The following is a 21,765-nucleotide window of genomic DNA, read 5'->3' on the forward strand; positions in this document are numbered from 1 at the left end:
AGGCTAGGCTTTAAGTCTAGTCTTTTTATTTTTGGAAGGAGATTATAATTATATATGATTAATATAAAAAAAATTAGTAAGTGGGTAGGTATAGCTTTTTTATTTTTGTTTTTGTTGCTAGTTGCGGTGGCGTTTCTGCCTATGGTGAGTTTAGCAGCGATATATATACAGGAAATAGGAATGATAGCTTTTCAAGTGACTTTCGGGATAATACTGTTGAAAATATCCTACGAGATAATACTAATTTGCTTAAACAAGAAAAAAGTTCCGAACCTGAAAAATTATTGGAAGAAAAAAGAGAAGAAAGCCAAAATTCCAGTAGATTAAGTCTTTTCGTTGGTAATGGTGGGTCTTCTGGTGGCGGTGGGTCTTCTGGCGGTTGGGGAGAAGTTGACGCTTTAAAAAGCTCTGTAAATGACATAAATAAGTGGATAAACGATCATAATAAATGGGCGGGTAATCTTAGTAATCGTGTTACTAGTATTAATAATAGTTTACAATCACAAATTAACAGTCTTAAAAATTGGCAAAATAGTCATGATATTTGGGCGGGTAATCTTGCTAATAGGATAGGGGCTTTAGAATCTTGGAAAAGAGGGCATGACGCTTGGGCAAGTAGTCTAAGTAATAAAGTTGATTATGTTGATAGTCGTGTAACCAAAGTAAGTAATAGAGTTACAGACGTCAACGAACGATTAACCAACGTTTATAATCATTTTACAACCCAAATCAATAACCAAAATGCTAGGATTAATACACACACCGATCAAATTAATTATTTGCTCACGGAATCCAGTGGAACTGTAACTTGGCTTAAAAATATTTTTGCGAAGTTAGACACGTTGAATACAAACGTTGCCCTTAATCACGGTAAAATGATTAGTTGGCTCGAAAGTATTTTTAAAAAACTGGACACAATCAACGGAAATATGGCTTCTGGTTTCAGTTCAAATGGAAAAAAGTTAGACGCTTTGTTATCAAAATTAGATACCACCAATGGAAATATGGCAATCAATCAATTGAAAATGATTAATTGGCTCGAAAGTATTTTTAATAAACTAGACACAATCAACGGAAATATGGCTTCTGGTTTCAGTTCAAATGGAAAAAAGTTAGACGCTTTGTTATCAAAATTAGATACCACCAATGGAAACATGGCAATCAATCAATTAAAAATGATTAGCTGGCTTGAAAATATTTTTAATAAACTAGACACAACCAATAGTAATATGAGTGCGGGTTTTAGGTCTAATGGCTCTAAGCTAGATACGTTGGGTGGAAAGCTTAATGACTTGTTGATTGCTAACGGTTTGATAGGTACAAGCGTCCTTTTACTTAAGGATTCTTTTGATACTTTTAAAGATACTTTTGTTGTCGCAGGAGAAGACGGATTAAATGCTCATGACGGTATTTTTGTTCGTATGTTAAAAAAACAATTTTTGTCATTAAGGAACGACTTATCAAAATTGTTTAAAGATTATTTTGGACAAGATTTTTTTGAAAAATATTTTGGCGTTAAAGAAGACGGTACAACATTGACACCTACGGGGGTCTTTTCCAAATATTTAGGTGATCAGATTTATAGACTTAGATATACCACTATTTCCGAGTTTGCCGATTTAACAGATTTTTTTAAAAGTGAACTTGCTACCCTTTTGAGTTCCAGTAATACCAGTAACACTTGGCTTAATTTGATATATGACGAATTAAAAGAATCTTTGCTTAGTGTTAGACAAAATCAAGCTATTATTGGCGATTGGCTTAAATTAATTTACGATAAGCCTACAGGCTCCGTTAATGTTAGCGTACCGCCATTTGATTTTGATCGATTAGAAAAAATATTGAAAGATTTAGGCTTTGACGGTGACGGTGAGGGCGGTTGGCTAAAACAGATCATAAAAACCGTTGGCGGGGTCATAGAGACGGCTATCAAGACATTAGGTGACCTTTTAGGTAAAGGAATAGACGGACTCGTTAAGATCACTCAAGGCATACTCGACTTTTTAGGCGGGTTACTAGATTTTATTAAGGATTTGTTAATCCCTGATAATTTGGATTTTATGACAAAGGAATTTGACGGCACGTCTAAGACTTTTAAAACTAAATTTAATTTTATTTTTGACGGTATAAACGGTTTTAAAGGATTGTTTAGTGGTAATAAAAACAAGTTTACTGATTATCATTGGCAACTGACAGATTTTAATGTTTCGGAAGCAATTGTGATTCCAATGTCTTTAATCAATGATTATGCCCCCGTTGTTAAACCGATCATAACGGGTTTCCTGATTTTGGCTTTTATCATTAATATGTACAAGTGGTTTTATTCAAGAGGGGAGGTAGTCGACTAATGCTTTTAGAACTTTTGTTTAAATTAACGTTTGGCATTATTGGCTTTATTATCAACCTCATTCCTAATTTTGAAATTGATTTGAATTTTACTGGGCTACTTGCTCCAGTTGGGGAAGCTCTTGGTTACTTAGATATGTTTGTAAGTGTCAATGTAATTTTAACTATATTGGGTATTGTTTTTTTAAGGGACAACTTCGTTTTTCTTAAAAATATTATTTTAATGATTTATGACAAAATTCCTTTTATCTAGCTTTATTTTGCGGGGTAGTCGCTTGCGACACGCCGCAGCTAAAACTACAAAAGTGACTGTCTAAAACACAAAAAAATTTAAGGTGAGGAGTGACCTTTTGAAACTATTACAATTTTTAAAATATAAGGCATTAGATACAAAGACTAATTATGATCTGCGTAAAAGTGGTGTTAAAACGTTTAGTGAGTACGGCTTGAGACTTTACAGCGGTTGTCAAGGATCTGGCAAAACGTCAAGTATGATCGAGCAGTTAGAGCGTTATAGATTAGAGTATGGCGGTCAATTGTTTATTGCGACTAACTTTGGTTATAAAAATCAAGATTTAGCACTAGAAACGTTTGAGGATCTAGTGGACTTGCCTAAACTAGTTAGAGAGTTAGGCTATATTGGTTTAGTTATTGGTTGGGACGAGATCCAAAATGATTTTGACAATACTACTCGTAATTTCCCTGTAACGATCTTACGCACGATTACTCAACAGCGCAAACAAGCAATCAAGATCCTAGCTACTAGTCAAGTGTTCACTCGTGTAGCTAAACCGATTAGAGAGCAGACGTTTGAGGTTGTACAATGTCGTACATTTGTTGGTCGTTGGGTCTTCCAAAAATGGTACGATCCCGTTGAGTATGAGTATTATATTGCTAATGCTAATAAAGATCAAAAGTTGCCTGTTAAGCGGAAATACAACTATGTACAAACCGATCACATGCGTGATCAATACGATTCTTATGCTGTTATTGATAATTTAGGTAAACAAGTTGAGCTGTCTTTAGAGGAGCGCATACGCATGGGTTATGGTAAAAATGACCCAATCATTGGACAAGCTGCGGAACCTAAACGCATATTGATCAATTAAAAATAGTAACGTTTAAAATCGTGCGGTCAAGTATAAATGTCTGACCGCATGGGAATTTATGCCTTGAGGGCTTTAATACTATGCCCCACGCTCCTAAGCCCCTCAACACATTGTTGAGGACGCCACCAACTGGCGAAGTTGTGGGGGTTAAGCACCCATGTGCTTAGTTTGGTTTGGGCGACAGCGCCAAGGTCTTGTTATTTAAAAAACTGCAGAGATCAAATTTTTCCTGGTGCAGCGTTTTATATAAAAGTTGTTAAATCAATGTTTTAAAAAATATTTTTGTTGTTAGTGGTTCAAACGTACAAAAATTTATAATTTGGTTTGTTATTTAATCGAGGTGGAGTATGTACACGGATCATGAGTATGTTATCGTACATAAAATTTTGATCACAGAGTTTAATCGCTTTGGCAATAAATGGAGATCTCAAACTTTACAGTTTAAACTGCCTGATAAAAAGCAGTTATTTTCTATCGGCGTGCCGAATACGGTTGAGATCTCGCACTTAAAAAAAGGTAATAAAATTAAGCTGCAGTTACACATTTTTAGGCGTGGGCGCAGCTACAGCCCCCAATTTAGCGTTAGTGGGGTTTTACTACTGCAGTAAATGCGGCCAAATTTGGGCAAAAAATAAAATAACAGATTTATCGCTAGAACCCCCCTACTAACAGGGGGGTCTACAATACATAGACTATTACACTACGCTTACAGTCACATGATTTACATAGGGTTTTAAAGTGGGAAAATTACTCTCAAATTAAAATAACAGGGGTTGTTGGGGAAATGCAAGAAATTACTAAGGACATGCAAAAACATGAGCTACGATATATCACGATTGACTGGTTAACTCTTAGCTTTAACGTTGAAGATTTTGAGGTTATGGACGTAATAAGGGAGTATCTGCACTTAGATCCTTTTGATTTTGAGTTTAAACCGCTTGGGATTGGTGCTAGTTATCGATACGGAAACACCGCTAGTTTTAACGATATACAGGTTTTTTACTCAACTCATTTAGATATACAAAACGGCTATAATAAAGGTTTTACAATCCACATTAGTGGTCAAGGTTGCCGACAATATGAAATGCTGCGTTGGACTAACAACGAGCTGTGGACGTGGTATGACACAATCAAAGAGCTGGAGAGTTTAGGCGGTAAATGCACGCATATTGATATCGCTCATGATTTTGTAAACTCTAAATATACATGGCAATTTTTACTTAAAAAAATCTACTCTAAAACGCTTGTTTATCGTGGTAAAGTAGTCCGATACAATAAAATCAATACAAGGACTGGAGAGGACTATCACGCAAGTATTTATATTGGTGATAAACCCCAACAGCTCAATATTTATGATAAAAAAGGGGAGCGATTTGATAAAGCGGGGGAGGAGTATGAGGTGGACAACTGGACACGTTGGGAGTTAAGGCTCGGCAGTGATAAGGCTCACATGGCGTTTTTAGAACTTGTGAACGGTCGCCACCTTGCGGATCTATTTGCGGGTATTCTTGGCGCTCATTATAAATTTGTTACCCTTACAGGTGATCAAAATAGATCTCGCCGAGATCTTGGGCGTTGGTGGGTTGAGTTTATCGGCGGTGCTAGACTAACTAATTTATATGTCGCAAAAGATAAACCAACGTTAAAAAAGAAAGAGAATTGGTTGGAAAAACATGGACCTGATAAAGCTGAATTAATGTTATACGTACGTGATCTATTTGTATACGGTGCAGACGCTGCGCTCGATACATTACTCCAACGTTTACAGATACAATCTAAAAATTTTACCGCTGCGGACGTGCAAACGTTGCTACAAGGCATAATCGAGGAATCGTCTAATGCAGGTGTTGTTATAGATCAAGCTAAAAAATCGAACGTGATCAACGAGTTACACAATATATTAAGGAGGTCTTAAAATGGATCAAGAACAAAGTGTGATTATTTTGGGCGTTAAAGGATATAAAAAATGCGAACGGTGTCATATGTATTTGAAAAAAGAAGAGACTGTATTTGATTTTTATGTGGGTGCTTATGCCTGTGATAGTTGTTTAGAGTTGCTTGTGGTTGCTGATTGTATACCAGTTTGTAAGGTGTGTGGCTTTGGCGTTGGGTTAAAACGTGATCAAAATGATTGTCAGTCATGTAAACATTTATAATTGATCGTACGACTAAAAACACGAATTATAGGAGGATTTTAAATGGATATTTTGAATGTTATCACGCTGTTGTTAGCTTTGTACGGTGCTTTTAAAATAGTTCCAGTTTTCGAAATTATTTATCATCGCTTAAAAACTGTTGCCGAGAAATATGATACAAAATAGCGAGATTTAAAAAAAAGTTTGGTTTTTTTTACAAAATATCCTCTTTTACTATTTACAACAAGGCAATGAATTTCGTGGGAAATCATATTACACTGATAGCGCAACTTATAAATGAAACGTTCGGTTTTTATCCTCGATTTTGCTTGCTGCAGTCGAGAATCTCACCACTAAAACGACTAAAAACACGTACGATAATTTGACCAGGTATCAACCAACGTCCACAAAAACACGAATTATAGGAGGTTTAACATGAAAATTGAATGTTACATTGAAGAAATGCTTTATATGATTGCTAGTGATCCGTTGCCTTTGTTAATTTTCGCAGGAATTGTGCTTGTCATATTTATATTGGGACTATTTGTACGTGACTTGTAACGCAGTTTAAACTAGTTATAAACTGCTCTAAAACTACTTTGTATAATGTATATTATGTTAACTAAAATATAATCATAAAAAATCGAACATAGCAATCCCTCACCTTGTTCGATTTTTTTACTCTGTTCAGTTAATCTTTTTTAAGTATTCATTCATAATTTAAGCTTACAATATCGGTGATAGTAACCGTGAAAAATTCTGCTTAAATCGTAACCAATGTGATTGGTTTTGTATGATTTCATCCGTTAATAAGATGCTGTTAATCATATCCATTTCAACTATTTGTGTCAGTTCCCATGCGATTCTTGTATCGTAGATAAATGTGCTTACCTCAAAATTCAAGGCATAACTTCTAATATCCTGATTTGTCGTACCAACCATGCAAATTTCATTGTCAATAACCATTGTTTTAGCATGTAAAAAACCATTCTGATACATGTATATTTTGACCCCACGTTTGTGCAGATAGTTTGCATAATATTGCGTTGCACGATAGATAAATGGATGATCTGGCATACATGGAATCATAATTCGTACATCGATTCCTGAACGAACAGCAATTAATAAGGCGTTGATCATACTATCATCAGGAATTAAGTATGGTGTTTGAATCCACACCGATTTTTCAGCTGACAAAATCATTTTGATGAAACCACTTTTTAGAATTTCTTCTTCAGAATCTGGACCGTCAGAAACAACTTGTAATGCTAAGTTTCCAAGCTCATTGTCTTCGGCAATTTGAAAATAGTTCTCTAAATAATCCATTTTGTGTGAGTCATGTTGGACAGAAGCATTCCAATCCATAATAAAAATCTCTTGCAATGAGAAAACAGAAGTTCCTACCAAGCGGATGTGTGTATCTCTCCAGTAACCGAATTTCTTACTTTCTCCTAGATACTGATCCCCCACATTAAATCCACCAGTCCACCCTATTTTCCCGTCAATTACGACTATTTTACGATGCAAATGATAATTGAGACGAGTTTTACTGATCATATTTTTAGAGGTAATAAAGGGCGCTACTTTCCCACCTAAAGCAACGAATCGCGCAAAGAACTTCTTGTTTGCACCTGGAGAACCCCATGGATCATATATTAAATGAACAGCTACGCCCTCTTTGACTTTTTCCCCTAATAAATCTAAAAACTGATTGCCTATATGATCATTAAAAAATGAATAATATTCAACATGAACTGTTTCTTTAGCATGGCGGATATCTTCGAATAAGGCATCGAACTTTTCTTTTCCATCGGTATAAATTTTGAGACTATTTCGTTTGCTTAATGGTGAAGAATCCATATTTCTAAAGTATCGGTTCAAAACGCGAGCGTCTGTTAGCAAATTAATATCTAATTTTCCGTCTGATTTTAGATTGTCGTCATCAACTATATTTTTGATTTCAGCAATCTTTTCTTTATCGTGAGCGGTTAGATTAAAAACCTTTTGACCGTTGATCCCTCTACCGCAAAAAAGATAAATAATAAAACCAATACCTGGTAGGAACAACAATGTCATGATCCATGCCAGAACGCTAGAAATGCCCCGTGGTTTTCTAAAAACAGTAATAAGTGCAGCCGTTGTATTTAATAACAATAACACCAAAAGTATGATGATAAATATTCTCATCCGATTTCATTTCTCCCTTATAAAAACGTAATACATTGATTATAGCAAAAACTATTGATTCATCCAACAATAACGCCATATATAATTTTTATCTATTTTAGGAACTAGGTAAATACAATTTTTAATTATATTTGGACATTCCCTATTTTAATTCTCATAATGTTGTACTATAATATGCAGATATGTTTAATTGAAAAGAGGTATCTAAAAAAATGGACATCAAAATGCTCATTACAATCTTTGTGGTCAATTTTTCTTATATCACATTGAATACAATCCGTTTTATGCTGACAATGAAAGGGTATCGTTTAATTGCTCCTTTAGTCAGTATGGCTGAAATAACGATTTATGTATTAGGACTCAGCATGGTATTGAACCGTTTAGATAACCCGATAAATCTAGTTGTATATGCTCTTGGTTATGCGGTTGGGATCAGCGTCGGAATCAAAATTGAGGATTATTTAGCTTTAGGCTATATTATGGTAACAGCTATCCTCCCCTCTTCAACGGAACAATTAAATTTACCGGAAATACTAAGAGAACATGGTTATGGTGTTACTCAAAGTTTCGGTGCAGGTCGCGAAGGCGAACGAATGATATTAGAAATTCTTTCTCCACGTAAAAATGAACGCAGTTTATACAAATTAATCAACGAAGAAGAACCTAGAGCCTTTATCATTTCTTATGAGCCTAAGTTTATCTCAGGTGGATTTTGGACAAAGAAAGTACGTAAAAGAAACCATTAATATAACCATCCGCTCTTGATTTTTCGTCAATCAGGAGCGGATGATTTAAATCTTTCATTTTAGGTTACATAATATAATTATGGTAACTATCTATTTAAAGTACTTAATGTAGTTTAGATCTATAGGTAGATAATTTACTACTATAAAACTATATAACTGCTGTTTATAGAATAGGCGTTGATTGTTTGTTTCAATCCCTTCCCATAAAAGAGTCAATTCTGTCTTCAGTTTGTCTAAGGCAAGTTGAAATGCTTCAGAAGGTTCAGTACTGTCTAAAATCGGCGTAGCAAGAAACAATTGATTCTCTTCATTTTTTTTAAGGTCACCAGTCACCAATAGTGCCTCTTGAAAAATATTTTTTTTGCTATCTCTAGTCCTATTTCGTTTTATAGCTCGCAATGTCTTTTGCATTTGTGGAATAAAATAATGAATATCAACATCTCCGATTATATTCTGTAAAGGTTCAAAATGAGAGGGTAATTCTTGCCTTCTCGATAGTAAATTGAAATAATTTGCCAGATCTAACGGTACAAGCTCCTCAGGATAAACAGAAACAAAACGTAGCAAATCATTCCCCTCTTCTCTTTTACGAAAGATTGGTAAGCTTTTTGAAGATAATTCAATGCCAAAAAAGTAGGGATCTTGTTCTTCTTGAAATAATAAAGACCAAAGCCATTCACCCAATACAAAATAATCCGTTGATATAGATTCTGTCTGTGTAACCGCTCTAAAAGATTGTGTGATCGAATCGGGTAATGTTAGTGATTCCCCCTGAGAAAAAATTGGAAAAGTTAATGTGTATCTTCTATTTGCCCTTTCAATCAGATTGTATTTGATCAACTTGTCCAAGTATAATTCTAAATTTTTATCTGTTAAGATATTCGCTTTTATTTGTCGTAAAATCACATCTTGTTCTTTGCGCTCTGAAAGGTAACTAACAATCCTTGTGAACAATGGATCTGAGATGATTCTGGTTAATTCTTCTTCACTTTTATTCGATGCAAAATAATAGCTTACATTTTTCACGGTAGAATCACTCTTTCTCGTTTAACTTTGATAACTAATAAAAACTACAGCTGGCGTAATGAAAACACCACCTGTAGTTTATGAAGTTGCTAAATCAGATGTGTGTGACTTTTAACTGAATGCTTCAGTTAATTGAGGAACAACTTGTTTTTTACGAGAAACAACACCATTTAAGAATGCACGGTTGTTGTCCAGTTTAACTTTAAATGCTGCTTCTACTTTGTCTAGAGAATCTCCGATTACTAATAGTTCTGAGTCGCTGTTTAAAATGTTTGTAATGATCAATACGAATAAGTCATAGCCATTTGTAGAATTTGCAGTGTTCATTGCGGCTTCTAGCTCATTTTGGCGATCCAGGACTTCGTTTAGATCAACTGTATTGACCTGTGCGATTCGAACATTCTTATCCCCCATTGGGAAGCTTTTAGCATCTAAGTCTAATAACGTTTCAGCAGATTTATCGCTTAAATTTGTACCAGCTTTTAGCATGTCTAAGCCGTAACCGTCTAAATTGATTTCTGCAATAACAGCTAATTCGTGTGCTGCATCAATATCTTCTTGTGTACATGTTGGTGATTTAAATAAAAGTGTGTCTGAAATAATGGCAGACACCATCATTCCGGCAATTTGTTTAGGAACGGTGACATTATTTTCTTTAAAGAGTTTTAAAACGATTGTACTTGTGCAACCAACAGGTTCCGCACGGTAATATAACGGATCAGCAGTCTCAAAGTTAGCGATACGGTGATGGTCAACGACTGCAAGGATATTTAGTTCTGCAATATCTGCAATACTTTGTTGAAATTCATTATGATCGACTAACATGACTTGATTTGTTTCTCCAGCCGCTGTCTCTACTACTCTTGGTGCATCTACTTTAAAATAGTCTAGTGCGTATTGCGTTTCTTCACTCGGCGTTCCTAATGCAACTGGTTCTGTATCTTTGCCTAGTTCTTTTTGTAAGTATGCAAAGCTGATTGCTGCTCCAATAGCATCTGTATCAGGATTTTGGTGTCCAAAAACAAGAATTTTTGACATAAAAATAGTTCACTCCTTCTTTTTCTTCATTATTAATAATAACAAAAAATAGAAAAGAAACAACAATAATTGTCGGTCTTTTCCATTTTTATACGTTACCTTGTCGTATAGCCTTGATAATCATCGACATGAAGTAACTTTTTAGCATTTGCTATCCTATCGTCTTTAGGTGGTTCTATCCCATTAAGTGGATATTCTAACCCTAATTCATCCCATTTGTATTTTCCCATTGTGTGATAGGGTAAAACTTCAACTTTATCGACATTCTTCAATGTTTTTATAAATTCATCTAAACGAATCAAGTATTCATCATAATCACTACGCTCAGGAACTAAAACGTGACGAATCCAAACAGGTTTCCCAATCTCTGAAAGATATTGGGCCATTTCTAAAATATTTTCATTTCCTAAGGAAGTAAGTAACTTATGCTGTTCATTATCAATGTGTTTGATATCAAATAATAATAAGTCCGTATAGTTCATTAATTCTTGGAATTGGCTAAAAAAGGGTTCTTCTCTTGTAAATGGTTTGCCACAAGTATCAATTGTTGTATGTATTCCTTTTTCTTTGGCCTTTTTAAATAAGTCTGTTAAAAATTCTAATTGAAGTAATGGCTCACCGCCACTTACAGTAATTCCACCTTTTTCTCCCCAATAAGAACGGTATTTGATCGCTTCATCTAACACTTCATCTGTGGTAACCTCATGTCCACCAGACCCGATTTTCCAAGTGTCGGGGTTATGACAAAATTGACAGCGCATGCGGCAGCCTTGTGTAAATACGATGAATCGAACACCTGGTCCGTCAACGGTCCCAAAATTTTCTGTAGAGTGAATTCTACCGATAACAGGAGTTGTCATTGCTCGTTCCTCATTTCTTTTAAAAAAAGGGCTGACACGTGGCCAACCCTTCAATTAATCGTTTATTATAGTCTGTCATGTGAAGTTCTAGAAATAACATCTGCTTGTTGTTCAGGTGTTAAGTCACGGAATTTCACTGCATATCCAGATACACGGATTGTTAAGTTAGGGTATTTTTCTGGATGTGCTTGTGCATCTAATAATAGTTCATTTGTGAATACGTTAACGTTCAAGTGGTATCCACCTTTATCAAAGTAGCCATCCATTACGTTACGTAAGTTATCAATTCTTGTATCATCGTCTTTACCTAAACCATTAGGATTGATTGTTTGTGTATTAGAGATTCCATCTAATGCACTTGTGTATTCTAATCTAGCAGTTGAGTTAAGAGATGCTAAAAGACCATTTTTCTCACCTAAGAATTTACCATCTTGGTAACTAGGGTTAGCACCTGGTGCTAGTGGTTTACCTGCACGACGTCCGTCTGGTGTATTACCAGTTGCTTTACCATAAACAACATTTGAAGTGATTGTTAATAATGATGTTGTAGGTTTCGCATTACGGTACGTATGTTGACGTCTGATTTGAGTCATGAAGTATTCAAGAATCCAGTTAGCCATTGCATCTGCTTCTTCATTATCGTTACCATAAGTTGGGAACTCATTTTGAGGAACATAATCAATTGCTAAACCGTCTTCGTCACGGATTACTTGTACGTTACCGTGTTTGATTGCCATTACTGAGTCAGCAGCATGTGAAATCCCGGCAATACCCGTTGCGAAAGTACGTTGTAAGTCGCTTTCCATGAAGGCTAATTGTGCTGCTTCATAAGAATACTTATCGTGCATATAGTGGATGACATTTAATGTATTTACATATAATTCTGCTAACCAATCCATGATATCTTTGTAGCGATCAATAAATTCATTATAGTCCAAAGTATCACCTGTCATTGGACGGAATTTAGGAGCTACTTGCATTTTAGTTTTTTCGTCTACACCACCGTTGATTGCATAAAGAACGGCTTTTGCTAAGTTGGCACGAGCGCCGAAGAATTGCATATCTTTACCCATAACTGTTGCAGACACACAACATGCGATAGCACAGTCGTCAGAACCCCAGTTAGCACGTAATAAGTCATCATTTTCGAATTGGATAGATGAACTTTGTTTTGCAATCTTAGAAGCAAATGTTCTAAATCCAACTGGTAAATGTGAAGAATATAACACAGTTAAGTTAGGTTCAGGAGATGGGCCCATGTTTGTTAATGTGTGTAAGATACGGAAGTCACTCTTCGTCACTAATGAACGTCCATCTAATCCCATACCAGCGATTGATAATGTAGCCCAGATTGGGTAACCAGAGAATAATTGGTTATATTCAGGTGTACGAGCAAATTTAACCATACGTAATTTCATAATCAAGTGATCAATCATTTCTTGTGCTTCAAATTCAGTGATTACACCTGCTTCTAAATCACGCTGGATATAGATATCTAAGAACGCAGAGATGCGTCCGATAGACATAGCAGCACCATTTTGTGATTTGATGGCACCTAGATAACCGAAGTATAACCATTGAATCGCTTCTTTTGCATTAGCTGCTGGTTGTGAAATATCAAACCCATAAGTTGAAGCCATTTCTTTTAAGTCAGCCATTGCTCTGATTTGTTCAGAAATTTCTTCTCTTAAACGAATCACGTCATCTGTCATTACTTTGTTACCAGTATTACTTAAATCTTTTTTCTTTTCAGCAATCAAAAAGTCCATTCCGTATAACGCAATACGACGATAGTCACCGATAATGCGGCCACGACCATAAGCATCTGGAAGACCTGTGATGATTTTATTTTTACGTGCGGATCTCATTTCTGGTGTGTAGGCATCAAAAACTCCTTGGTTATGTGTTTTTCTCCACTCTGTGAAGATTTTAGACATCTCAGCATCTACTTCGTAACCATTTGATGTTAATGAGTTATTAGCCATGTTGATACCACCAAATGGCATGAATGCTTGTTTCAATGGTACATCTGTTTGTAAACCAACGATTGTTTCTTCTTCTTTAATCAAATATCCAGGTTCGTGAGATGTAACGGTTGCAGGAATGTTAGTATCCATATCGTATACACCATTTTTTTCATGTTGTATCTCAAATAATTCCTGTAATTTTGTCCATAATTTGTCTGTACTTGGTGCGATTGGCTCCAGGAAAGAATCGTCGCCTTTGTATTCAGTGTAGTTTCTTTGGATGAAATCACGTGTGTCTACTGATGTTTTCCATTTGTCGCCTTTAAAGCCTTTCCATTGTTCCATTGTGGGCCTCCTTAGTATGCTGAAATCTATTGTAACAGCTTTATGTGATTAGTATAACACATGATTGATTATATGCAAGCTTTTCCTTACTATAATTTGAGCTAATTACCTTATTTTCAGATAAAAAAAGCTAAAAACGTTTAATTATAAGTGTTTTTAGTTTGTGATTTAATTAACTAATTTTCCTTATGCAGATAAAAAATATAAGAAATCTGTAATAGAAAAAGAAGCATCTGTGCTAGTACAGATGCTTCTTCCTTTAAATTCTATAGAACAGTTTAGCAGTCCTATTTAGATTCTTCTTCATTTTTAGGTATTAGTTCTGCTGTATGCATTTCATGAACTTCTAAAATTTCACCATCTTGTTTTTCATCAAGCATAAATGAACCATTAGATGTTCGATCATTGATTGGATATTTTTCTGAATCCAGCGTATATTGTTTACCATTTTGTGTTGTCACTAGTAATTCTAAAGGACTACTTTCAGACATAAATGTTACGCGATGAGGGTTCTTTTTCAATTCTCTAAGAACCATTAGTCCGCGTTTTGCTCGCCCGAGTTGAGGTAATTCTTGTGCTAACATTCGTTTGATACTTCCTCGTTGCGTTAATACTACAACTGGTGTGTCTCCATCTTCATGGACAAGTAAGCCGTTGACTACATAATCTTGCTCTTTTAAGTTCATTGCCTTAACTCCAGCAGCTTTAGCACCAACTACTGGTACTTCTTCTAATGGATAGCGTAAACCGAAACCGCGATGGCTGACTAAAAAGACATCTAAGATCTTTTGTTCATTTGTTAAATACACATTTACAATTTCATCTGAGTCCGATTTCAATTTCATACAGTTCGTTGGACGGCTCTTATACGTTCTCCATGGTTCGAAATCGGTCATTTTACTTTGTTTGATCATACCTTCTTTTGTCATGAAAACAAATGTCTTCGTTGGAGATAGTTCTTTATAGGTATAAACAGCAATAATGGATTCATCTACTGATAGATTTAGAATAGCTTGTGAAATATGTTCACCTATTTCCTTCCATCGTAAGTCAGGAAGTTCATGAACTGGACGATAAATCACGTTGGCTTTATTTGTAATCAGTAAAATATGATCTAAGGTATTTACTTCCCCAGTATAAAGCAAGAAGTCTCCTTCTTTCATTCCGACCTCTTCTGGCTTCGATGCGCTATAAGAACGCAAACTGCTCCGCTTGATATACCCTTCGTGCGTTACAGTCACCACGACATCTTCTTGAGCAACTAAAACTTTTGTATCGATCTTGATTTCTTGAATTTCATCTTCAATCTGAGTTAAACGTGGGTTGCCGTATTGTTTTTTGACCTCACGTAACTCTTTTTTCATTACGTTGAACAACTCTCTTTCATCACTTAAAATTTTTGTTAATTCAGTGACGAACTGATTCAACTCTTCTGCTTCCTTTTCAAGTTGTGTGATGTCTGTATTGGTTAAACGATACAATTGCAACGTCACGATAGCTTCAGCTTGTTCTTCAGTAAATGCATAGGCTTTTACCAGATTCATCTTAGCATCTTTTTTGTCTTTACTAGCACGGATAGTTTCGATTACTTTATCTAAAATAGACAGCGCTTTGATCAAACCAGCAACGATGTGCTGACGTTTTTTAGCTTTGTTCAATTCAAATTGGCTACGGTTTGTAATGACTTGTTTGCGGTGTGCAATATAGCTATCTAAGATCCGTTTTAAACCAACTTGTTGTGGTGTCATGTTGTCGATAGCAACCATATTGAAGTTGTAATTGATTTGTAATTCAGTATTTTTGAAAAGATAATTTAAAATACCCTCGGCATTCGTATCTTTTTTCAACTCAATCGCAATTTGCAGCCCAGTTCGGTCACTTTCATCACGAACTTCAGCAATACCATCGATTTTTTTATTTAAACGGACTTCATCCATCTTCTTAACCAATGTCGCTTTGTTCACTTCGTAAGGAATTTCGGTGACAACAATTTGTTGTTTTCCACCTTTTAAAGGTTCAATTCTTGTTTTTGAGCGAAGAATTACTTTGCCGCGACCTGTCTCATAAGCTTTTTTGATTTCTTCTTTCCCTTGTAAAATACCACCTGTTGGAAAATCCGGTCCTGGAATAAATTCCATTAGCTTATCTAAGGTTGCATTTGGATGATCGATTAAATAAATTGTACCATCGATAATTTCCGCTAAATTGTGAGTAGGAATTTCTGTAGCATAACCTGCCGAGATCCCTGTTGAACCATTCACGAGTAAATTGGGGTATTTAGCAGGTAAAACAGTCGGCTCTTTTTCTGTATCATCAAAGTTCCAAACGAAGTCAACTGTTTCTTTTTCGATATCTTTCAGAAGTTCTCCACTTAATTCAGACAAACGTGCTTCTGTATACCGCATCGCAGCTGGTGGATCACCATCCATACTCCCATTATTCCCGTGCATTTCGATCAAAACTTCACGTAGTTTCCAGTCTTGACTTAAACGAACCATTGCTTCGTAAATACTGCTATCACCATGAGGATGGTAATTCCCCATGATATTTCCGACAGATTTTGCAGATTTTCTAAAACTTTTCTCAAATGTATTTCCATCTTTATTCATGGAAAATAAAATTCTACGTTGTACAGGTTTTAACCCATCACGAATATCAGGTAGGGCACGTTCTTGAATGATATATTTGGAATATCTTCCAAAACGATCGCCCATTACTTCTTCAAGCGTCAATTCTTGAATATCCTGGCGTTTTTCCAAATTTGTCACTCCCTACTCTAAATCGAATAAACTGATATCTTGTGTTGCTTCAGACTCGGCATTTTTACGCTCAGTTTCTTCTTTTTTTTCTTCATCTAGCACGTCAGTTGAAATAGATGGTGAAATCTCTTTATCGCCATCTTTTCTATCTAAGATGCTGCCGTCTTCTTCTAATGTAAATTGGACGTGGCGTTCGATCCATTTTCTTCTAGGCTCTACTTTATCGCCCATAAGAGTCGTTACGCGACGTTCTGCTTGAGCTGCATCATCTATTCTTACTCGGATCAGAGTACGTGTCTCAGGGTCCATTGTGGTCTCCCACAGCTGGTCTGCGTTCATTTCACCTAATCCTTTGTAACGTTGAAGCATATATCCTTTGCCGACTTGCTCCGTCACATTCGATAATTCTTCGTCTGTCCAGGCATATTCTGTTACTGCTTTTTTACCAATTCCTTTTGACACTTTATAGAGCGGTGGTAACGCAATGTAGATTTTACCAGCTTCGATCAGTGGTTTCATGTAACGATAAAAGAAGGTTAATAGCAATACTTGAATATGAGCGCCATCGGTATCCGCATCGGTCATGATGATAACTTTATCGTAGTTACAGTCTTCAATTGAAAATTCTGGCCCAACACCTGCCCCAATTGTGTAGATCATCGTGTTGATTTCTTCGTTTTTCAGAATATCCTGCATTTTAGCTTTTTCAGTATTTAATACTTTTCCTCGTAAAGGTAAAATCGCTTGGAATTTTCTGTCGCGCCCTTGTTTTGCTGAACCACCGGCAGAGTCTCCTTCGACTAAATATAATTCATTTCTTTTAGGATTACGTGATTGAGCCGGTGTCAGTTTTCCAGATAAAAGAGATTCGCCTTTTTTCCGTTTTTTGCCATTGCGACTTTCTTCTCGCGCTTTACGAGCTGCTTCACGGGCTTCTCGCGCTTTGATCGCTTTACGAATTAATTGTTGGCTCATTTCGCTATTTTCTTGTAGATAAAAGCCCATTTGTTCTCCAACAACATTATCTACTGCATTTCGTGCCATTGGGGTCCCTAGTTTTTCTTTTGTTTGCCCTTCAAATTGCAGCAAGTTTTCCGGAACACGAATCGATAAGACTGCTGCCAATCCTTCGCGAAAGTCACTACCCTCGAGATTTTTATCTTTTTCTTTTAGCAAACCGACTTTTCTTGCATACTCATTGTAAGCTTTTGTCATTGAAGACTTCATCCCTACTTCATGAGTACCACCATCTTTTGTACGGACATTATTGACAAATGAAAGGACATTTTCTGAATAGCCATCATTATATTGATAAGCAAGCTCAACTTCGATGCCATCTTTTTCCCCTGAAAAATAAACAACAGGTGTTAATGTATCTTTTTCTTCATTAAGGTAGGCAACAAATTCTTTGATTCCCTCATCATAATGAAAAATTTCTTCTTTAGGTTCTTCTCCTCTAAGGTCAGTTAGAGAGATTTTTACACCTTTTAATAGAAATGCAGATTCTCTTAGGCGCTCTGCTAAGGTATCGTATGAAAAATGTATAGTAGAAAAAATGGTGTCATCTGGAAGAAAAATTACGGAAGTTCCATTCTTTTTATTCGTTTTTCCAACTTTTTTTAAGGTTCCAACGGGTTTTCCGCCATTTTCAAAACGCTCCATGTATTCAACACCGTCACGGACGATACGCACTTCCAACCAGCTAGATAATGCATTCACTACGCTAGCACCTACACCGTGTAGTCCGCCGGAAGTTTTGTACCCGCCTTGACCGAATTTTCCTCCTGCATGAAGAACGGTGAAAATTACTTCTACAGTTGGGATTCCTGATGCATGCATGCCAACTGGCATACCACGTCCAGCGTCAGTTATTTTGATACTATTGTCTTTTTGAATTGTCACACTGATTTCATTTCCATAACCAGATAGTGCTTCATCAACTGCATTATCAACGATCTCATAGACTAAATGATGTAATCCGCGGCTGTCTGTGGAGCCGATGTACATTCCTGGTCTTTTTCGTACGGCTTCCAATCCTTCTAGAACTTGGATGGAGGCGTCGTTGTATTCATTGTTTACTTTTTTCGCCAAAGAAAAAACTCCTTATACTTGAATTATAGGGCGCAAGGCCACATCATTACAATAATACTCTAAAAGCTCTCAAAAAAAAAGAGCTTTCCTCAACGGCCACTCTTTCTTAAGATTATTTGCATCTATTTAGGCATTTCAGCTAATTCAATTTTAATGCAACGATTCATTATAATAGCATTTCTTCCTGCATTTTTCAAGATTTCAGCAGCTTCTTCATTTTCCAGTCCTAATTGGGCCCAAAAGACTTTTGCATCAGTTTCTATAAAATCTCGAGCAACTTCAGGTAAAAATTCACTTCGACGAAATATATCGACGATATCGATTTGTCCTGGTACATCTTGCAATTTCTCATAGACTTTTTCACCAAGGATCTTTTTTCCTACCAACTTTGGATTTACTGGAATAATTTCATAACCAGATTCTTGTAGTAATTCAGCTATTTTATAACTTGTACGGTCTTCTTTCGCACTTAGTCCAACGACTGCGATTCGTTTGGCTTGTTTTAGGTAATCAAAAATTTGTTTTTGTGTTGGGTTTTCTATGGGCATGTTGATCATCCTTTCTACTTTCTCTTCATTTTCATTATACAACGAATATTTAATTATTGTTAGCTGTTTCTATTCATGATAGAATAAATGCTAGTTTGAACAGAAAGAGGTTACTTAATGAAATTTTTTGTGCTATTGATTATAGCTTATCTACTTGGTTCTATTCCTTCTGGCGTTTGGATAGGCAAACTTTTTTTCAAAAAGGATCTTCGGCAATTTGGTAGTGGTAACACAGGAACGACAAATACGTTTAGAGTTCTTGGAAAAAAAGCAGGAATAGCTGTTTTGCTGATGGATATTTTAAAAGGAACCTTTGCAACTTGCCTGCCTCTACTATTTACTTTAGATGTAAATCCACTAGTTTTTGGTGTTGCAGCCGTTCTAGGTCATACCTTTCCTATTTTTGCAAATTTCAAAGGAGGAAAGGCTGTCGCTACTAGTGCAGGGATGATTTTGGCGTACAATCCAGCATTTTTTGTTTATTCTGCTTTAATTTTTATTATTATGTTATATATTACTAGCATGGTAAGTTTGTCCAGTATGATCAGTGCTGTGCTAATCACACTTTCGACAATTATTTTGCCTTTCGCTATTCCAGCTATCTTGCCTCATTTTGATTGGTTATTAACATCGATTGCATTAGCGTTGACAATTTTTATTTTTATCCGTCACAAAGATAATATAGAACGAATCAAAGATGGCACCGAAAGTCGAATACCGTTTGGTTTGGGCGCTCGCAAAAAAAATAAAACAAATTATTAAAAAAACTAGAGCATGAAGTTTGCAATACTTCGTGTCCTAGTTTTTTAGTTTATTTAGCTGTAAGTGTATATTGTGTTTTAAAAATATCTGCTGTAACTAGTTTGTTGATCCCTTTTTTATCAACAAGATTTCCTGTAGTATTTACTTCGTCTGCAATACCACACCAAGGCTCGATACAAACGAATGGGGCTTCTTGTGGATAAGGAGACCAAACGCCGACATAAGGCATATCTGTAAAACTTAAACTAATGCTGTGAGGACCTTCGTCTGTTTCAATTGTAAAGGTATTTACTCCTTTGGTTTCGAAAATAATTGCATCTTCTTTGAATAGCTCTCTCCGAAGATCAAGACTAGTATTCGTTTGTCCTAATGTTTTATGCTCGAAATCTGCAAAAGGACCTGCTAACGGAATCTGAGTACGAGATTTTTTGGGTGAAAAACTTAGATAATAATCATCAAACGTCAACTCTTGTTCTAAAGGTACATTAAATGCAGGATGTCCACCAATTGAAAAATACATATCCGCATTACCTGTATTTTCTACTTGATACTTAACAATTAAATTGTCTTCTTCTAGGACATATGAAAGAATCAATTCAAATTCAAAAGGATATATTTTTTTCGACTCTTTGGTGCTTTTTAACGATAGTGAAACTAGTTCTGACCCGTGTTCGATTACTTCAAAAAGGCTATCTCTGGCAAATCCATGCTGTCCCATCGGGTAAGTTTGATTTTCATATGTGTATTGATCATCTTTTAAGCGCCCGACAACTGGAAATAATACAGGTGCGTGACGGCCCCAAAATGCTGGATCTCCTTGCCAGATGTATTCAATATTATTTTTCTTCGATTTCAAGCTGATAAGCTCGGCACCATCTTCTGCTATTGTTGCAATCAAATAATCATTTTCAATTTGTACAGTCATGTTCTCTGCCCCCCTACTTACTATCTTTTTCTAATTCTTTGATGAATTGTTTATTTAAGACTTTCAGATAAGTCCCTTTCATTCCTAGGGATCTTGATTCAATGATACCTGCTGATTCTAATTTTCTTAAAGCATTTACGATTACTGAGCGCGTGATTCCAATTTCATCGGCAATACTGGAAGCCGTTAATCTACCTTCTTCGCCATCCAAAGCTTTAAATATAGCCTGAACTGCTTTTAACTCGCTGTATGACAATGTATTAATCGCCATTTGTACGGCAGTTGCACTACGAACGCTTGCTTCGATGTTACGTGATTGCTGATAAAGAATCTGCATGCCAACAACAGTAGCACTATATTCAGCTAGAACCAAATCTTCATCATTGAAGGACTGTTCTACTCTTGCCAAAATAATCGTTCCTAAACGTTCACCCGCACCAAACATTGGGACAATGGTTGTTAGTCCAAAAGGATATTTTTCACGTAGTTCGATAGGAAAAGCAGTTAAATCGCTAGTGATTGAAATATTTGCTTCTGTCTTAACCAAGTTATCTGCTGCGTCTGTGTAACTTTGTGGGAAACGTTTTTCTTCAAACATATGTTTCACACGCGCATTATTAACATCTAATTTTTCGTTATACCCTAACAAAACCCCTTCGTTACTGATAATATACGCATTACTTTCTAAAACATCGCCTAAAATCATAGCCATTTTGTCGTAAGGTAATTCGGCCTTTTGATCAAAGGTATTTTTTTGTTGTAAAAGTTTATTGATTTGACGCGTTTTTTCTAATAAAGTAGTCATTTTTACTCCTCCTAATTTAAAAACTGAGCTAGAAAATAGATGGTATTATCGATCCGTTTTTCATCATCTTGTACCAAAGATTCTCAACTCAGTTCTTGTTACGACCCTTGTTTGTT

Annotated in this window: 19 protein-coding genes; 9 read left to right on the top strand and 10 right to left on the bottom strand. The window is 35.9% G+C overall.

Annotated elements, in window-relative coordinates; genetic code table 11:
• The first annotated feature begins 80 nt into the window (after positions 1–80).
• The 7 genes from AC1PU0_RS08590 to AC1PU0_RS08620 all read left to right on the top strand — a co-directional run bounded on the left by AC1PU0_RS08590 (position 81) and on the right by AC1PU0_RS08620 (position 6,151).
• Complete coding sequence (locus AC1PU0_RS08590) at positions 81–2,348, top strand: hypothetical protein (RefSeq protein WP_206850262.1); 2,268 nt, start codon at positions 81–83, stop codon at positions 2,346–2,348.
• On the top strand, positions 2,348–2,599 hold the full coding sequence (locus tag AC1PU0_RS08595; protein WP_206850261.1) for a hypothetical protein: 252 nt from the start codon (positions 2,348–2,350) through the stop codon (positions 2,597–2,599). The genes AC1PU0_RS08590 and AC1PU0_RS08595 overlap by 1 nt, the downstream gene beginning before the upstream one ends.
• Positions 2,600–2,696: 97 nt before the next feature.
• Positions 2,697–3,455 carry an ATPase gene (locus AC1PU0_RS08600; protein WP_206850260.1) on the top strand — a complete coding sequence of 253 codons (759 nt, stop codon included), beginning with the start codon at positions 2,697–2,699 and terminating at the stop codon, positions 3,453–3,455.
• A 784-nt stretch (positions 3,456–4,239) separates the two neighbouring features.
• A complete protein-coding gene (locus tag AC1PU0_RS08605) occupies positions 4,240–5,370 on the top strand; it encodes a replication initiation factor domain-containing protein (protein ID WP_206850259.1) in 1,131 nt (376 codons plus the stop codon).
• A 1-nt stretch (position 5,371) separates the two neighbouring features.
• Entirely contained in the window at positions 5,372–5,611 is a 240-nt protein-coding gene (locus tag AC1PU0_RS08610; protein WP_206850258.1) for a hypothetical protein, read from the top strand.
• A gap of 42 nt (positions 5,612–5,653) precedes the next feature.
• The gene (locus AC1PU0_RS08615; RefSeq protein WP_277989349.1) at positions 5,654–5,776 is read left to right on the top strand and encodes a hypothetical protein; all 123 of its coding nucleotides are present in this window, start codon (positions 5,654–5,656) and stop codon (positions 5,774–5,776) included.
• Between the two features lie 249 nt (positions 5,777–6,025).
• Complete coding sequence (locus tag AC1PU0_RS08620; protein WP_277989348.1) at positions 6,026–6,151, top strand: hypothetical protein; 126 nt, start codon at positions 6,026–6,028, stop codon at positions 6,149–6,151.
• A 165-nt stretch (positions 6,152–6,316) separates the two neighbouring features.
• On the opposite strand, the gene cls is transcribed toward AC1PU0_RS08620, so the two are convergent.
• The gene (cls, locus tag AC1PU0_RS08625; protein ID WP_206850257.1) at positions 6,317–7,777 is read right to left on the bottom strand and encodes a cardiolipin synthase; all 1,461 of its coding nucleotides are present in this window, start codon (positions 7,775–7,777) and stop codon (positions 6,317–6,319) included.
• A 212-nt stretch (positions 7,778–7,989) separates the two neighbouring features.
• On the opposite strand from cls, the gene AC1PU0_RS08630 reads away from it, so the two are divergent.
• On the top strand, positions 7,990–8,523 hold the full coding sequence (locus tag AC1PU0_RS08630; RefSeq protein ID WP_069653183.1) for a DUF2179 domain-containing protein: 534 nt from the start codon (positions 7,990–7,992) through the stop codon (positions 8,521–8,523).
• A gap of 90 nt (positions 8,524–8,613) precedes the next feature.
• On the opposite strand, the gene AC1PU0_RS08635 is transcribed toward AC1PU0_RS08630, so the two are convergent.
• The 7 genes from AC1PU0_RS08635 to AC1PU0_RS08665 all read right to left on the bottom strand — a co-directional run bounded on the left by AC1PU0_RS08635 (position 8,614) and on the right by AC1PU0_RS08665 (position 19,157).
• Entirely contained in the window at positions 8,614–9,549 is a 936-nt protein-coding gene (locus tag AC1PU0_RS08635; RefSeq protein WP_206850256.1) for a DUF1803 domain-containing protein, read from the bottom strand.
• Between the two features lie 111 nt (positions 9,550–9,660).
• A complete protein-coding gene (locus AC1PU0_RS08640) occupies positions 9,661–10,587 on the bottom strand; it encodes a manganese-dependent inorganic pyrophosphatase (RefSeq protein WP_111247855.1) in 927 nt (308 codons plus the stop codon).
• A gap of 95 nt (positions 10,588–10,682) precedes the next feature.
• Positions 10,683–11,447, bottom strand: a complete 765-nt coding sequence (gene pflA, locus AC1PU0_RS08645) for a pyruvate formate-lyase-activating protein (protein ID WP_069653180.1) — start codon at positions 11,445–11,447, stop codon at positions 10,683–10,685.
• 65 nt (positions 11,448–11,512) lie between these two features.
• Positions 11,513–13,759 carry a formate C-acetyltransferase gene (gene pflB / locus AC1PU0_RS08650; RefSeq protein ID WP_069653179.1) on the bottom strand — a complete coding sequence of 749 codons (2,247 nt, stop codon included), beginning with the start codon at positions 13,757–13,759 and terminating at the stop codon, positions 11,513–11,515.
• A 287-nt stretch (positions 13,760–14,046) separates the two neighbouring features.
• Positions 14,047–16,518 (bottom strand): DNA topoisomerase IV subunit A, encoded by a 2,472-nt coding sequence (gene parC / locus AC1PU0_RS08655; RefSeq protein ID WP_206850255.1) that lies wholly within the window; start codon positions 16,516–16,518, stop codon positions 14,047–14,049.
• 12 nt (positions 16,519–16,530) lie between these two features.
• Entirely contained in the window at positions 16,531–18,609 is a 2,079-nt protein-coding gene (gene parE, locus AC1PU0_RS08660; RefSeq protein WP_069653177.1) for a DNA topoisomerase IV subunit B, read from the bottom strand.
• 122 nt (positions 18,610–18,731) lie between these two features.
• Positions 18,732–19,157: a CoA-binding protein gene (locus AC1PU0_RS08665; protein ID WP_206850254.1), complete on the bottom strand. Its 426-nt coding sequence runs from the start codon at positions 19,155–19,157 to the stop codon at positions 18,732–18,734.
• A gap of 117 nt (positions 19,158–19,274) precedes the next feature.
• Here AC1PU0_RS08665 and plsY point away from each other — a divergent pair, with 117 nt between their 5' ends.
• On the top strand, positions 19,275–19,919 hold the full coding sequence (gene plsY / locus AC1PU0_RS08670) for a glycerol-3-phosphate 1-O-acyltransferase PlsY (RefSeq protein WP_206850253.1): 645 nt from the start codon (positions 19,275–19,277) through the stop codon (positions 19,917–19,919).
• Between the two features lie 49 nt (positions 19,920–19,968).
• Here the strand turns inward: plsY and AC1PU0_RS08675 are convergent, their stop codons facing one another.
• Positions 19,969–20,844 carry an aldose 1-epimerase family protein gene (locus AC1PU0_RS08675; RefSeq protein WP_111247852.1) on the bottom strand — a complete coding sequence of 292 codons (876 nt, stop codon included), beginning with the start codon at positions 20,842–20,844 and terminating at the stop codon, positions 19,969–19,971.
• 13 nt (positions 20,845–20,857) lie between these two features.
• Positions 20,858–21,649 carry a GTP-sensing pleiotropic transcriptional regulator CodY gene (gene codY, locus AC1PU0_RS08680; RefSeq protein WP_069653173.1) on the bottom strand — a complete coding sequence of 264 codons (792 nt, stop codon included), beginning with the start codon at positions 21,647–21,649 and terminating at the stop codon, positions 20,858–20,860.
• Positions 21,650–21,765 lie beyond the last annotated feature (116 nt).

The organism is Enterococcus sp. XAF26B05_ASV22, from assembly GCF_056727285.1.

Bases quoted from the DNA above. Each gene is read 5' to 3' on its own strand.
- pflB (WP_069653179.1), bottom strand. From the start codon at position 13,759: ATGGAACAATGGAAAGGCTTTAAAGGCGACAAATGGAAAACATCAGTA.
- AC1PU0_RS08605 (WP_206850259.1), top strand. From the start codon at position 4,240: ATGCAAGAAATTACTAAGGACATGCAAAAACATGAGCTACGATATATC.
- AC1PU0_RS08620 (WP_277989348.1), top strand. From the start codon at position 6,026: ATGAAAATTGAATGTTACATTGAAGAAATGCTTTATATGATTGCTAGT.
- cls (WP_206850257.1), bottom strand. From the start codon at position 7,777: ATGAGAATATTTATCATCATACTTTTGGTGTTATTGTTATTAAATACA.
- plsY (WP_206850253.1), top strand. From the start codon at position 19,275: ATGAAATTTTTTGTGCTATTGATTATAGCTTATCTACTTGGTTCTATT.
- AC1PU0_RS08630 (WP_069653183.1), top strand. From the start codon at position 7,990: ATGGACATCAAAATGCTCATTACAATCTTTGTGGTCAATTTTTCTTAT.
- AC1PU0_RS08595 (WP_206850261.1), top strand. From the start codon at position 2,348: ATGCTTTTAGAACTTTTGTTTAAATTAACGTTTGGCATTATTGGCTTT.
- AC1PU0_RS08675 (WP_111247852.1), bottom strand. From the start codon at position 20,844: ATGACTGTACAAATTGAAAATGATTATTTGATTGCAACAATAGCAGAA.
- codY (WP_069653173.1), bottom strand. From the start codon at position 21,649: ATGACTACTTTATTAGAAAAAACGCGTCAAATCAATAAACTTTTACAA.
- AC1PU0_RS08665 (WP_206850254.1), bottom strand. From the start codon at position 19,157: ATGCCCATAGAAAACCCAACACAAAAACAAATTTTTGATTACCTAAAA.
- AC1PU0_RS08615 (WP_277989349.1), top strand. From the start codon at position 5,654: ATGGATATTTTGAATGTTATCACGCTGTTGTTAGCTTTGTACGGTGCT.
- AC1PU0_RS08610 (WP_206850258.1), top strand. From the start codon at position 5,372: ATGGATCAAGAACAAAGTGTGATTATTTTGGGCGTTAAAGGATATAAA.
- pflA (WP_069653180.1), bottom strand. From the start codon at position 11,447: ATGACAACTCCTGTTATCGGTAGAATTCACTCTACAGAAAATTTTGGG.
- AC1PU0_RS08640 (WP_111247855.1), bottom strand. From the start codon at position 10,587: ATGTCAAAAATTCTTGTTTTTGGACACCAAAATCCTGATACAGATGCT.